General features: G+C 69.9%; 17 protein-coding genes. 13 read left to right on the forward strand and 4 right to left on the reverse strand.

All coding sequences use genetic code 11. The features are described 5' to 3' along the window. Window positions 1-50: 50 nt before the first annotated feature. The 3 genes from OG568_RS27930 to OG568_RS27940 all read left to right on the forward strand — a co-directional run bounded on the left by OG568_RS27930 (window position 51) and on the right by OG568_RS27940 (window position 1,557). Entirely contained in the window at window positions 51-890 is an 840-nt protein-coding gene (locus OG568_RS27930; protein ID WP_329533533.1) for a sulfurtransferase, read from the forward strand. Between the two features lie 30 nt (window positions 891-920). Next, window positions 921-1,208, forward strand: coding sequence for a DUF1416 domain-containing protein (locus OG568_RS27935; protein WP_054232391.1), 288 nt, complete (start codon window positions 921-923; stop codon window positions 1,206-1,208). 88 nt (window positions 1,209-1,296) lie between these two features. Next, window positions 1,297-1,557 (forward strand): DUF3099 domain-containing protein, encoded by a 261-nt coding sequence (locus OG568_RS27940; protein ID WP_266583517.1) that lies wholly within the window; start codon window positions 1,297-1,299, stop codon window positions 1,555-1,557. Between the two features lie 37 nt (window positions 1,558-1,594). Here the strand turns inward: OG568_RS27940 and OG568_RS27945 are convergent, their stop codons facing one another. Then, window positions 1,595-1,957: a DsrE family protein gene (locus OG568_RS27945; protein ID WP_266433156.1), complete on the reverse strand. Its 363-nt coding sequence runs from the start codon at window positions 1,955-1,957 to the stop codon at window positions 1,595-1,597. A gap of 198 nt (window positions 1,958-2,155) precedes the next feature. On the opposite strand from OG568_RS27945, the gene OG568_RS27950 reads away from it, so the two are divergent. From OG568_RS27950 to ygfZ, 6 genes are all read left to right on the forward strand, one after another. Next, entirely contained in the window at window positions 2,156-2,893 is a 738-nt protein-coding gene (locus OG568_RS27950) for a hypothetical protein (RefSeq protein ID WP_329533534.1), read from the forward strand. After that, window positions 2,890-3,801: a hypothetical protein gene (locus tag OG568_RS27955; protein ID WP_329533535.1), complete on the forward strand. Its 912-nt coding sequence runs from the start codon at window positions 2,890-2,892 to the stop codon at window positions 3,799-3,801. The genes OG568_RS27950 and OG568_RS27955 overlap by 4 nt, the downstream gene beginning before the upstream one ends. Further along, the gene (locus OG568_RS27960; protein ID WP_329533536.1) at window positions 3,798-4,793 is read left to right on the forward strand and encodes a hypothetical protein; all 996 of its coding nucleotides are present in this window, start codon (window positions 3,798-3,800) and stop codon (window positions 4,791-4,793) included. Before OG568_RS27955 ends, OG568_RS27960 begins: the two co-directional genes overlap by 4 nt. A gap of 221 nt (window positions 4,794-5,014) precedes the next feature. Next, entirely contained in the window at window positions 5,015-5,590 is a 576-nt protein-coding gene (locus OG568_RS27965; RefSeq protein ID WP_266433163.1) for an FABP family protein, read from the forward strand. A gap of 120 nt (window positions 5,591-5,710) precedes the next feature. After that, window positions 5,711-6,148, forward strand: a complete 438-nt coding sequence (locus OG568_RS27970) for a Fur family transcriptional regulator (protein ID WP_099921901.1) — start codon at window positions 5,711-5,713, stop codon at window positions 6,146-6,148. 9 nt (window positions 6,149-6,157) lie between these two features. Further along, window positions 6,158-7,123: a CAF17-like 4Fe-4S cluster assembly/insertion protein YgfZ gene (ygfZ, locus tag OG568_RS27975; protein ID WP_266625951.1), complete on the forward strand. Its 966-nt coding sequence runs from the start codon at window positions 6,158-6,160 to the stop codon at window positions 7,121-7,123. Window positions 7,124-7,150: 27 nt separating this feature from the next. Here the strand turns inward: ygfZ and dtd are convergent, their stop codons facing one another. Further along, entirely contained in the window at window positions 7,151-7,588 is a 438-nt protein-coding gene (dtd, locus tag OG568_RS27980) for a D-aminoacyl-tRNA deacylase (protein WP_329533537.1), read from the reverse strand. Window positions 7,589-7,824: 236 nt separating this feature from the next. On the opposite strand from dtd, the gene OG568_RS27985 reads away from it, so the two are divergent. From OG568_RS27985 to OG568_RS27995, 3 genes are all read left to right on the forward strand, one after another. Next, a complete protein-coding gene (locus OG568_RS27985) occupies window positions 7,825-8,538 on the forward strand; it encodes an RsiG family protein (protein WP_266625947.1) in 714 nt (237 codons plus the stop codon). Window positions 8,539-8,774: 236 nt separating this feature from the next. Beyond that, complete coding sequence (locus OG568_RS27990; RefSeq protein ID WP_266433172.1) at window positions 8,775-9,752, forward strand: asparaginase; 978 nt, start codon at window positions 8,775-8,777, stop codon at window positions 9,750-9,752. A 201-nt stretch (window positions 9,753-9,953) separates the two neighbouring features. Then, window positions 9,954-11,246, forward strand: coding sequence for a GNAT family N-acetyltransferase (locus tag OG568_RS27995; protein ID WP_329533538.1), 1,293 nt, complete (start codon window positions 9,954-9,956; stop codon window positions 11,244-11,246). A gap of 217 nt (window positions 11,247-11,463) precedes the next feature. Here OG568_RS27995 and OG568_RS28000 read toward each other — a convergent pair whose 3' ends face one another. Next, window positions 11,464-11,649 carry a hypothetical protein gene (locus OG568_RS28000; protein ID WP_266433176.1) on the reverse strand — a complete coding sequence of 62 codons (186 nt, stop codon included), beginning with the start codon at window positions 11,647-11,649 and terminating at the stop codon, window positions 11,464-11,466. A 170-nt stretch (window positions 11,650-11,819) separates the two neighbouring features. Between OG568_RS28000 and OG568_RS28005 the strand changes: the two genes are divergently transcribed. Continuing rightward, entirely contained in the window at window positions 11,820-12,728 is a 909-nt protein-coding gene (locus tag OG568_RS28005; protein WP_266433178.1) for a FadR/GntR family transcriptional regulator, read from the forward strand. A gap of 18 nt (window positions 12,729-12,746) precedes the next feature. On the opposite strand, the gene OG568_RS28010 is transcribed toward OG568_RS28005, so the two are convergent. Next, window positions 12,747-12,935: a hypothetical protein gene (locus OG568_RS28010; protein WP_266433181.1), complete on the reverse strand. Its 189-nt coding sequence runs from the start codon at window positions 12,933-12,935 to the stop codon at window positions 12,747-12,749. Between the last annotated feature and the right edge of the window lie 92 nt (window positions 12,936-13,027).

Consider the following 13,027-nt stretch of genomic DNA (forward strand, 5'->3'; position numbering starts at 1 on the left):
TCTCTGTCCAACGCACAGCCCCGCCGCAACTGCCCCGGAGGAGAAACAGCATGAGCCGCAGCGACGTCCTGGTCGACGCCGACTGGGTCCAGGACCACCTGGACGACCCGAGCGTGGCCATCGTCGAGGTCGACGAGGACACGTCCGCGTACGAGAAGAACCACATCAAGAACGCGATCCGGATCGACTGGACCAAGGACCTCCAGGACCCGGTCCGCCGTGACTTCATCAACCAGGAGGGCTTCGAGAAGCTCCTGTCGGCGAAGGGCATCGCCAACGACACGCTGGTGGTTCTCTACGGCGGCAACAACAACTGGTTCGCGTCCTACGCCTACTGGTACTTCAAGCTGTACGGCCACGAGAACGTCAAGCTCCTCGACGGTGGCCGCAAGAAGTGGGAGCTCGACTCCCGCGACCTGGTCGCCGAGGTGCCCACCCGCGCCACGACCGACTACAAGGCCAAGGCCCAGAACACCGCGATCCGCGCCTTCCGCGACGATGTCGTGGCGGCCATCGGTTCGCAGAACCTGGTCGACGTCCGCTCGCCCGACGAGTTCAGCGGCAAGCTGCTCGCCCCGGCGCACCTTCCGCAGGAGCAGTCGCAGCGTCCGGGCCACGTCCCGAGCGCCCGCAACATCCCGTGGTCGAAGAACGCCAACGACGACGGCACCTTCAAGTCGGACGACGAGCTCAAGGAGCTCTACGTCGAGGAGCAGGTCGACCTCGCCAAGGACACCATCGCGTACTGCCGCATCGGTGAGCGTTCCGCGCTCACCTGGTTCGTGCTGCACGAGCTGCTCGGCGTGGAGAACGTCAAGAACTACGACGGCTCCTGGACCGAGTACGGCAGCCTGGTCGGCGTCCCGATCGAGCTCGGCGCCAACAAGTAACCCTCAAGGCCTGAAGGACGGAATCGAAATATGTGTGGAGCGAAGGCCGGCGGCCCCGACGCCTCGACGATCAAGCCCGGTGAGACCACCATCCAGGGTCAGGTGACCCGCGACGGCGAGCCCGTCACCGGTTACGTGCGTCTGCTGGACTCGACCGGCGAGTTCACGGCGGAGGTCCCCACCTCCGCGACGGGCCAGTTCCGCTTCTACGCGGCCGAGGGCACCTGGACCGTACGCGCCCTGGTCCCCGGTGGCACCGCGGACCGCACGGTCGTCGCCCAGACGGGCGGCCTCGCCGAGGTCGCGATCGCCGTCTGACGGCACCTCTGAGTGGCCGAAGGGCCGCACCCCAGGGTTGGACGCTCGGGGTGCGGCCCTTCGGCGTGTACGGGCCTACGCTGGAGGTATGTACGCACGACGGCGACACGTCTACTTCGCCATGATGGGGACGTGCATCGGTCTTTTCGTCCTGGCCTGGGGAGTCGTACGGATCTGGTCGGTTCCCGTGGCCGTGGGGATGTGTGTGGTGGCGATGGTGATTCCGCCGTTCGCCGCGATGGTCGCCAACCGGCGGGGGCCCGAGGACCGCTGGTGGGACGACCCGTCCGGGGATCAGAAGTCCGACGAGTGGTGGGACGAGCTCGACGGCAAGAAGCCCCGCTCGTAGGAGGGCGCGCGCACTGCCTTCGGTACGCGCGGCACCTTCAGTAGACGAGCGCCTGCGTCTCGTCCGCCATCGCCTCCTGGACGAACACCTGGGCGCCCGCGATGCGTACGCCCTCGATGACGTCCTTCTCCGTGATGTCCCGGCGTGCCGCGCACTGGGTGCACAGGGTGAGCCGGCCCGCGGCCAGGACCGAGTCGATCAGATCGGGCAACGGCGCCGCGTGCGGCAGCTCGAACTCGGCGGCCCGGCCCGGCAGCGCGAACCACGCGGACTCGCCGGTCAGCCACAGGGAGACCTCGACCCCGCTGGCCACGGCCACCGCCGCGACCGTGAACGCCTGCGAGCAGCGTTCGGGGGCATCGGCCCCAGCCGTCACCTTGATCACGAGCTTCTTCGCCATGGCCGCATGGTAGTCCGGGGGAGTTCGGGGAGAGTCCGAATCGTGATCATGTCCCTTACAACCTCATGAGATTCCCATGGGTCTCCTGTGCGCGCGGATACGGAATCCGTGCGTCGCGTTCCGTGGGGGGATGTCGTGGAAGTCGAGCAAGTACCCGTGCCAGGACCCGAGGTGACGGGTGGGGAGATGCACAGGGAGATGGGCGAGGGGACAGACGAGGAGACACGCGAGGAAACGCCTCGCGTACGTCGGCGAGGTCGTACGGCCCTGTTGATCGCCACGGCCGCCGTGCTGGGGCTCGTCGGGGGCACCTGCGCCGGCTATCTGATCCAGGCCGACCGGGAGCCGACCAGACTGCCGTCGCTCTCGCAGCCCGTGGTCGCCCAGGCCAAGGGTGCCGGGCCCGAACCCCTGTCTGCCGCGCAGGACCGCCGCGTGAAGACCGACGGCGACCTGCGCAAGCTGCTGATCAAGCGGCCGAAGGGGACGCAGGAGGCCGAGTACGCGCCGGGCCACGACGGCTGGCTGACCATGGCCGAGTACGCGGACCAGCTCGAGGACCCGGACGAGGCGTTCGGGTCGCTCGTCGGCGCGGAGTTCCGGCGCTCGGCCGGCGTCGACTGGCAGGTCGGCAGCACGTACAACGTCGGGATCAGGCTCGTGCAGTACCGCCAGGAGGAGAAGCTCTCCGCCTCCGAGCAGGCCGGCAACTGGAACGTGGACGGCACCCGCAGCTGGCCCATTCCCGGTACGGGCGACGGCATGGCGTACGTGACGACCAAGCCCGACACCGAGCCCGGCTATGAGCCGGTGTACAGCGCACAGGCACACGCCTGGCGGGGTGACATCGCGATGGAGATCTGGATCTACGACACCAAGCCGATCCCCAAGGCCAAGATCATGGACCTGGCCGAGCGGCAGATGGAGCGGCTGTGACCGACGAGCGACCGATGAGCGAGCAGTCCGTTCAGGAGCCTGCGCCGGAGCGCGTGGAGGACTCCGTTCAGGAGCCCGCGCCCGAACTCTCCGCGCCCGAACCCGTCGCGCCTGAACCCGCCGCGCCCGAACCCGTCGCCCCCGCCAAGAAGCCCCGCCGCCGGGGGCGCATCGCCGCCGTCGCCGGTTCCGTTCTCCTCGTCGCGGCCGTCGTCGGCGGTGCCGGCTACACCGTCGTGACCGTCCAGGACGCCGACCGGGACCCCGGCGCGCCCTCCTGGACCTTCCCGGTTCCCGCCCCTGACGACACGAAGACGGCGAAGGCCCCCTCGGGACTCGCCGCGATGCTCGTGCCGTACGGCACCGAGGGCTGGAGCCGGGGCCCGGACATCGGCGAGTTCGGCTCCGACGCCTCGCTCAGCGGGCCCGAGGCCACCGCTCTGCGCAAGGAGGCGCTGCGCGACCTGCCGCGTTCGCAGCGGCGGGACCTGGAGAAGCGGATCGACAAGCAGCACACCAAGGGCATCGCGATGCGCAGCTACCTCAGCACCTCCAGCGGGTTCAACTCCACGCTGTACGCCAACGGCGCCTTCACCATGAGCGTCGAGTTGGCCCAGATCGAGGACAAGGCGGCGGTGAAGGGCATGTCGACGTTCCAGAACGAGTTCCTCGACGCCCTCAAGATCTTCCGCAAGGGGCCGGAGATCAAGGGTCACAAGAACGCGAAGTGCTTCCTGCCGACCAAGGACAAGGACGAGAAGCTCGACATGATGGTCTGCTCCGCCTACCAGGGTGACGTGCTGGTCAGCGCGACCGCCTACGGGGCCAAGCCGTTGGACACCAAGGGTGTCGCGATGCTGCTGCGCGAGCAGCTCGACCGCATCGCCGAGCCGGGGGAGGCGGTATGACCGAGCGGACGAGCTCCGTGGAGGACGCGGCGGCGACGCCCGTCGAGGACGGGACCGCGGCGCCGGTCGAGGAGCGGCCCACGGTCGCCGTGCCTGAGGTGCCGGCCACGGTCGCCGTACCCGAGGCGCAGGCCGCGGGTGTCGACCCGGAGGCCGTGCCCGCGGTCGTCGACCCCGAGGTGCCGTCCACGACCGTAGGGCCCGAGGTGCCGCCGGTCCCGGTGCGCAAGGACCGTCGGGTGCTGCGGGCCGTGCTGCGCTGGACCGCCGCCACGGTGGTCTTCGCGGCGGTCGGCACATCGGTCGCGTACGGCATCACCCGCATGGACCGCACCGACGTACCCGGTCTGGCGACGGCGTCGGACGGGCGCTGGGACTACCCGACGATCACCAGGCCGCCGCTGCCCTCCGGCAGCCCGCGCCCGCTCGCCGAGTCGAACAGGACCGGCACCCACTACGCCGACCTGAGGCGGCTCGTACTGCCCGCCCCGAAGGGCGCGCACATCGACCCGGCGCTGCGCGGGGCGGACGGCTGGCTGGCGACGAAGACGTTCCTGGCGGAGTACGCCACGCGGGACGACCGGGAGACGGTCGGGCAGCAGCTGACCGACAACGGTCTGCGGCACATCGCGGCGCGCGGCTGGACGACGCCGGACGGTACGCACACGCGGATCTACCTGTTGCAGTTCGACTCGGTCACCGTCGCGGACGAGGTGAACTCGCCCGGGCTGACCAGCTACAACATGCCGAACTACGCGGTGCGCGGCGCCGAGCGGATGATGGCCGACGACCGGTTCCCGGGCCGCGCCGCGGTCGACGACGTGATCCGTCACGCGTACGACGAGATCAAGCCGTACGGCGCTGAGGAGGTCCGCCAGGCGTACCTCTCGGCCGGGGACACCCTCGCCGTGATCGTGCAGTCCCGCAAGGGCACCGCGAAGGCCGTCCCGTTCCAGCAGACGGTGGTCCTGCAGAGTCAACTGCTCGGCTGACCCAGGGGGAGTACCTCGCAGCGAGTCCCGAGCCCCACCCGACTAGAGTGGGGCTCGGCTCTTGTACCGCCCACCCCGCTCATCCGAGGAGCACCCCGTGGAGATCTTCTTCGAAACCCTGCTGGTCCTGGTCTGCGTCGGCGTGCTCGCCTTCGCCGGGCTGAGCGTGAAGAAGCTGTACCAGGGCCAGCGCTGACCCCCATCGAGGAACTGCCGAGCTCATGATCGAGATCCCGTCCGACCTGCACAAGGACCTGCTCCCTCTTGCCTTCCTGCTCGGCGACTGGGCCGGTGCGGGCGTTCACGACTTCCCCGGCTCCGAGAAGTGCAACTTCGGGCAGGAGGTCACCTTCACCCACGACGGGCGTGACTTCCTGGAGTACCACTCGCACACCTGGGTGCTCGACGCCGACGGGAACAAGGTCCGGCCGCTGGAGTCCGAGTCCGGCTTCTGGCGTATCGACTCCGACCGCAAGGTCGAGGTCGTCATGACCCGCGACGACGGCGTCGTCGAGATCTGGTACGGCGACCTGGCGGCCAAGACGCCGCAGATCGACCTGGTCACCGACGCCGTGGCACGGACGGCGGCCGCGGGTCCCTACACCGGCGGCAAGCGCCTCTACGGCTATGTGAAGAGCGACCTCATGTGGGTCGGCGAGAAGCAGACCCCCGAGGTCGAGCTGCGCCCCTACATGTCCGCGCACCTGAAGAAGGTCGTCACCCCGGAGGACGTCGAGCGCTGGGCCAAGGCCCTCCCGGACGACATGCCGGACGACGGGATCGCGTTCTTCAAGTAGTCGGAAGAGCGGTCCGGCACGTAGTCGGAAAGTGATCCGGCACGTAGGTGAAAAGTGGTCCGGCCGGTTCGGCGGCTCTCCTCAGGTCGTCACATCCCCGAATGGTCCTAGACTTCCAGTGTGGTGAGCACCGACTGGAAGAGCGACCTGAGGCAGCGCGGCTACCGGCTGACGCCGCAGCGCCAGCTTGTCCTCGAAGCTGTGGACACCCTGGAGCACGCGACCCCCGACGACATCCTCATCGAGGTGAGGAAGACGGCGTCGGGGGTCAACATTTCCACCGTCTACCGGACCCTGGAGCTTCTGGAGGAGCTCGGTCTGGTCAGTCACGCGCACCTCGGGCACGGCGCGCCGACGTACCACCTGGCCGACCGGCACCATCACATCCACCTGGTCTGCCGGGACTGTACGAACGTCATCGAGGCGGATGTCTCGGTCGCCGCGGAGTTCACCGCGAAGCTGCGGGACACCTTCGGCTTCGAGACGGACATGAAGCACTTCGCGATCTTCGGCCGGTGCAAGGACTGCTCTCTCAAGAGTTCAACTACCAAGTCGTAGGCTAGGCGTATGAAGAGCCCTCTCCTGTCCCTGCCCGGCGCCGTCCCCGCCGAAGGCGTGGACGAACAGGTCGCGGCGCACTACGGCGACCTGTTCCGCGAGCAGCGCACCCTCGCCGACGGCACCGGCTTCGTGGACCTCTCGCACCGCGGTGTCGTCACCGTCACCGGGGAGGACCGGCTGAGCTGGCTGCACCTGCTGCTCACCCAGCACGTCACGGACCTCCCGGCGGGCCGCGCCACCGAGGCGCTGATCCTCTCCGCGCACGGCCACATCGAGCACGCGCTGTACCTCGTCGACGACGGCACCACGACCTGGGCCCACGTCGAACCCGGCACCCAGGACGCGCTGCTCGCGTACCTGGAGTCCATGAAGTTCTTCTACCGCGTCGAGACCGCCGACCGCACGGACGACTTCGCGGTCGTGCACCTGCCGGCCGGTTCGATCGCCGAGGTGCCCGAGGGCGTGGTCGTACGCGAGACGCCGCACGGGCGTGATCTCTTCCTGCCGCGTGCGGACCTGGAGTCGTACGCCGAGAAGGCCGGTCCGCCGGCCGGGCTGCTGGCCTACGAGGCGCTGCGCGTCGAGCACCACCGTCCGCGGCTCGGCTTCGAGACCGACCACCGCACCATCCCGCACGAGTTGGGCTGGATCGGCAGCGCGGTGCACCTGCAGAAGGGCTGCTACCGGGGCCAGGAGACCGTGGCCCGCGTACAGAACCTGGGCAAGCCCCCGCGTCGGCTGGTCTTTCTGCACCTGGACGGCAGCGAGGTCCATCTGCCGCCGCACGGCACCGAACTCCGCCTCGCGGACGACGGCCCCGACGGCCGGAAGATCGGCTTCATCACCACCTCCGTACGCCACCACGAGCTCGGCCCGATCGCGCTCGCCCTGGTGAAGCGGAACGTGCCGCTGGACGCGCGGCTGCTGGCGGACACGACGGCGGCGGCGCAGGAGGTCGTGGTCGAGCCGTAAGGGCTCAGACGGGTCGCGTCTCGGGGGTCACATCTCCAAAAGCACGGTGAACGGGCCGTCGTTCGTCAGCGAGACGCGCATCTGCGCGCCGAACCGGCCCGTCGCCACCGTGGCACCCAGCGCGCGGAGTTGGGCCACGACCTCGTCGACGAGGGGTTCGGCGACATCGCCGGGGGCGGCCGCGTTCCAGGTGGGGCGGCGACCCTTGCGGGCGTCGCCGTACAGGGTGAACTGGCTGATGACGAGCAGCGGCGCGTCGATGTCGGAGCACGACTTCTCGTCCGCCAGCATCCGGATGGACCAGAGTTTGCGGGCGAGCTGGGCCGCCTTCTCCTTGGTGTCGTCGTGCGTGACGCCGACGAGGACGCACAGCCCCTCGCCGTCGATCGCCCCGACCGTTTCCAGGCCGTGTTCGCCGTTCACGACGACGCTCGCGCCGTCCACCCTCTGCACCACCGCACGCATGGGGACCATCATGCCGTGCGCGGAGTATCCCACCCTCAGGGGGCCCAAGGCCTCCGCAGGTGATTCCCGGACCTCTATCGAGGGGTCCTTCGGGGGTTTCTTTTTGCTCCTTACCCCCCCATCTGGGGCGTATCGGGGGCACTCGGTCACATAGCGGCCACTTGGGGTGGCACGATGCGTGTGTTGCGGTGCAACCGTGGGGTGGACCGCGCCGGTCGAGGGGACGGTAGAGGCACATGAGCACACCGAGTACCGGGCAGCAGCCGCCCGGGGCTGTGTCGTTGACCCGTACGAGTCCGCGGGCAGGAGGCGGTCGTACGGGGGTTCATCGTCCTCCCGTGCAGCGCACCGACAGCCCGCTGCACCCGGACCCGCCCGCACCCGATCTGACCCTGCTGCGGCTGCCCGAACTGCGGACACTGCGGCGCGACGCACAGCGCGACGAGGCCGACCTCAGCTATGTGCGGCGGCTGCTCCAGGGGCGGATCGACATCCTGCGGGCGGAGCTGGCGCGCCGCGGGGGACTGCGGGCGCCCTCCGCGACGTCGGGATCGCCGCTGGTCTCGGGCCTGGGCACGAGTCCGGGCCTGCGTCCGGCCGGGGGGAGGGGAGCGGGTGTCGGCGCGACGTCGGTCGTCGACCGGCTCGCCGAGATCCTGACGGACGCGCCGGCCCGGCACCGCTCCTCGGCCCGCCATGTGACAGTGGGCACACCGTACGGCGAGGAGTACCGGCGGCTGGCCTCGGACATGCTCGCCGAGGTGGAGCTGTCGGACCTGGAAGCACGTACGGACGACGAGCTCGGCGCGGGGATGGGGCGGCTCGTGCGCTACGAGCGGCAGGTCTCCCGGCGGCGCCAGCACCTGCAGCGCACCGCCGACGATTGCAGCGCCGAGATCGCCCGCAGGTACCGTGATGGGGAAGCACAAGTAGACGACCTGCTCATGTGACGCGGTGGCCCCGGCGATCCCGGGGCACGTGCGACGCTGCGGCGGCGCCGGCGGCCCGGGACATCCGGGGCCGGGCCCCATGGCTCCGCCCGGTTCCGCGGTCGCGGCGGCCGCGTCCGGGGACGGCCCGGGCATGCGGTCGCGGGGCTCGGCCGGGGCCACGCCGACGGGGAACCTCCCGTACGGCGCCGCGGTTCGATCACCAGGCCGGTCCCCGTCATGGAAGGCCACCGCCGATGTCCGCCGCTGCCCCTGCCACCGCCGCAGACCCCTCCATACCCCCGGTTCTGGCCGAGGTCGTCCGTTCGGGATTCGTCGAGGGGCGTCACCGGGGCAGCCTGGTGCTGCTGGCCGCGGACGGGTCGGTCGAACTGGCGCTGGGCGAGGTGACCACGCCGGTCTTTCCGCGCTCGTCCAACAAGCCGATGCAGGCGGCGGGTGTGTTGCGGGCGGGGCTGGAGCTGGCCGGCGAACGGCTGGCTCTCGCCGCCGCCAGCCACTCCGGGGAGACCTTCCACCGCGATCTCGTCCAGAAGATGCTGGCCGAGCACGGGCTGAACGCCGGACAGTTGCAGTGCCCGCCGGATCTGCCGCTGGACCCGGCGGAGGCGGAGACGTATCTCGCCGGGGGCGCGGTCCGTGACCGGGTCACCATGAACTGCTCGGGCAAGCACGCGGCGATGCTCGCGGTGTGCGCGCTACGGGACTGGCCCCTGGACTCCTACCTGGACCCCGGCCATCCGCTCCAGCGGCTCATCCACACGGTGGTCGAGGAGGCGGCGGGGGAGTCGGTGGCGGCGGTCGGTACGGACGGGTGCGGTGCGCCGTTGATGGCGATCAGCCTCACGGGCCTCGCCCGTGCCTTCCGCTCCTTCGTCCTCGCCGTCCCCGGTTCCGCCGAACGCCGTGTCGCCGACGCCATGCGCGCCCACCCCGAGTACGTCGCCGGTACGCGCCGGCCCGACACCTGGCTCATGCGGGAGATCCCGGGCGCGCTCTCCAAAATGGGTGCGGAGGGCGTCCAGGCGGTCGCCCTCCCCGACGGCCGGGCCCTCGCCTTCAAGATCGACGACGGCGCCACCCGAGCGCTCGGTCCCGTCCTCGCCCGCGCCCTGTCCCTCCTGGGCATGCGATCCCCGGTGATCTCGAGAATCGGCCACGCTCCACTGACGGGCGGAGGCGTTGAGGTGGGCGAGATCCGGGCCGTGTTCTAAGACCGGCGGGCCATCAGCCCGAAGGATGCGCGTCGGCGCTCCTGAGGGGCGCGGGGAACTGCGCGCCCAGCCCCCCGCCGCTCGCAGCCGAAGAACGCACCCCGGGGGTCCGGGGGCGGAGCCCCAGGGGAGGGGACGGGTAGGGGCGGCGGGGGCGAAAAAGGTGCGACAGGGGCGTGGTCGTCGACCTAGCGTGAGCCCATGAGCCGTCGCGAGGAAATCGACATACGAACGATCACGGAGACCGAGATCCCGGACTGGATCCGCGCGCTGAACACGGGGTTCCTCCGCTCTCCGGCCGTGTCGGAACAGGAGATCACCAACCGCGGTGCGAACATCCTCCCGCACCGAACCCTCGGCGCATTCGACACCGGCCTCCCCCACTCCCGACTTCGCTCGAGCGGGGGGACCCCCATCGTCGCCACCTTCCGATCGTTCCCGCAGTGGCTCACCACCGTCGGCGGCACCCCCGTCCCCGCCGATGCCATCACCAACGTCAGCGTCACCGCCACCCACCGCCGCCGAGGCATCCTCACCCGCATGATGGCCACCGACCTCACGGCCGCGAAGGACCGCGGCGACGTGGTCGCCACCCTCATCGCTGCGGAGTACGCGATCTACGGGCGGTACGGCTTCGGCCAGGCCACCACCGCCACCGAGTGGACCATCGACGTCTCCAGGTCGGGCCTGGACCCCCGCTGGTCGGGCCCGCCCGACGGCGCCCGTATCGACCTGGTGGACGGCGACGACGTACGCAGGCTCGGCCCGGAGCTGCACGAGCGCCTCAGGCGCACCCAGCCGGGCGCGGTCAGCCGCGACGAGCGCTGGTGGCAGATCAACACCGGCGTACTGAGCCTGAGCGGCGACTCCTGGAAGGAGCCCTTCTACGCCGTGTACCGCGCGGCGAACGGCCAGGTCGAGGGCCTGGTCTCCTACGAGTCGGACGACAACTGGGGCGACGCCAAGCAACCGCTGAACACGGCGGAAGTGAACTGGCTGATCACGGTGACCCCGACGGCCGAACGCGCCCTGTGGCAGTACCTCTGCTCGATCGACTGGATCGCCCACGTCAAGACCGGCTGGCGCGCCCCGGACGACCTGCTGCCGGGCTTCCTCCCCGATCCGCGCGCCGCCCGTATCACCACCCAGGCGGACTGGCTGTGGGTACGGATCCTGGACGTCGTACGGGCTCTGGAGGCGCGGACGTACGCGGGGTCCGGGACCCTGGTCCTGGACGTCACCGACGGGGACGGACTGTCCGCCGGGCGCTACCGCCTGGAGGCCGGACCCGACGGGGCGACCTGCGCACCGACCACGACGACCGCCGATCTCACCCTGGACGTGGGTGAGTTGGCGGCCCTGTGGCTGGGCGACGAGTCGGCGGTGCGGCTGGCCGCGCTCGGGCGGGTGCGGGAAGAACGAGAGGGCGCCGCCGTCGTCGCCGACGCCCTGCTCCGCACGTCCAGGCGACCGTGGTGCCCGGACCTCTTCTGATTCCGATCGATTCCGATTCTGATTCTGGATGGTGTGGTCTGTACGGGTGGTGTGGTGGTGCTCGGTGTACTGCGGGCGCTCCTTCCGGTCGCGTCGGACAGTGGTGGTGCACTGCATCCGTAGCCGTGCGGTGGTGCGGTGACACGGACTGACCGAGCTCCCGGCTCCCCTCCGGAGGGGAGCCCGGTCAGCCGGACTGCCGGACGGTGGCGTCCGATCAGCCGGACTGGGCGAGCAGCATCACGAGCAGGACGGCTCCGATGCCGCTGATGGTGGTGTTCTTGGCCTTGAGGCCGACGGACAGCGCGACGAACGCGATGATGCCCAGCGGCCCGTACTTCCACTGGATGAGTTGCTCGAATCCGAGGGCGAGGGCGGCGACGGCGAGGGCGATGAGCGGCATGACGTTCCCTCCTTGGGGTCCCGGGGAGGACGACTCTGGCGGCCAACCCTCCGGAAGTGTGACCATGTTGTGTAAGTTGGCAACCAACTCACTGGTAGTTATCTCCGCGTTGGGACGACTCATAACCACCTATCCGGCAACTGCCCAAAGATGGCGCGAAGTTGTAGTGTTTGGTCGTGGAACCGGAACACGCCTCCGTCAATGGGCGGAACAGGTCACCACGGCCACAGAGGTCACACCGCGAGGTGGCCGACGAGCTGCGCAGCCGGATCAGGTCCGGCCGGCTGCGGCCGGGCGAGCGCATGCCCACACAGGCCAAGCTGGCCGACGAGTTCGGCGTCGAACGCGGGGCGGTCCGGCAGGCGCTGCGCATCCTGCAGTCGGAACGTCTGCTCGTCAATGTGTCCAAAGGAAGCCCGGCGACCGTCGCCGACACCCTGGAACGGGGCCTGACCGGCCCGGAAGCCCCGCCGCAGCCCACCACGGTGGCGCTCGGCGGCCGGATCACGGCCGCCTTCGAGGCCCCGCACGTGCAGATCGACGCGTTGTGCCTGACATCGATATCGCTCACGCTTGCCATGGGCGAACCCCTCCGGCAAATTCACGCAGGCCGAATAAAACCGGCCAGGGTGGACGTCCGTGTGCTGCTTCCCAGCAGTGACATCGACCTCGCCTTCCCCGCGCCCGTGGACGCGTCGGCGGCGGGCCGGCTCCAGCGCAACTGGCTGACCAACCGCAACGCCCAGGGCCAGGTGCTGCGCCACAACCTGCTCGCCCTGCGTGCCACGCACGGCATCGACGTCAACGTCACCTTCCGTGCGCTCCCCTTCACCCCGCCGGTGAAGTTGTACCTGCTCAACGGGGTCGAGGCGCTCTTCGCGTACTACACGCTGACCAAGCGCGAGGAGGAAGTGGACCACGAGTACCTGGAGATGTACGACGTCCAGGGCACCCAGTCCATGCTGTTCCCCTTCGCGCAGGGGGCCGGGCTGCGGGACACCACGTTCGTGGAGCAGTCCCACCTCTGGTTCGACGCGCTGTGGGAGACCATCAGCTCCAAGCTGCTGCTCTCGAGCTGACCGACTCTCCCCTGCACGTCACAGGGCGGGACCCGCGACCATCAGGGCGAGGACGACCGCGCCGATGGAACTGCAGGTGGGGCTCTTCGCCTTGATGCCGATGGTGAGGAGCAGCAGGCCGACGACGCCTGTCGTGCCGTACTGCCACTGCACGAACTGGTCGAAGCCGACGACGAAGAGGGCGGAGAGAAGGGCGATGGCGGGCATGGGCGGTTCTCCTGCTTCTACTGTGGCGTGGTGGTTCCTCTGGGGTGTGCGAGGGCGAGCCCGGGTAAGTCGGCGACGGGACTCGGGTGGGG

The organism is Streptomyces sp. NBC_01450 (assembly GCF_036227505.1).
Classification (GTDB): domain Bacteria; phylum Actinomycetota; class Actinomycetes; order Streptomycetales; family Streptomycetaceae; genus Streptomyces.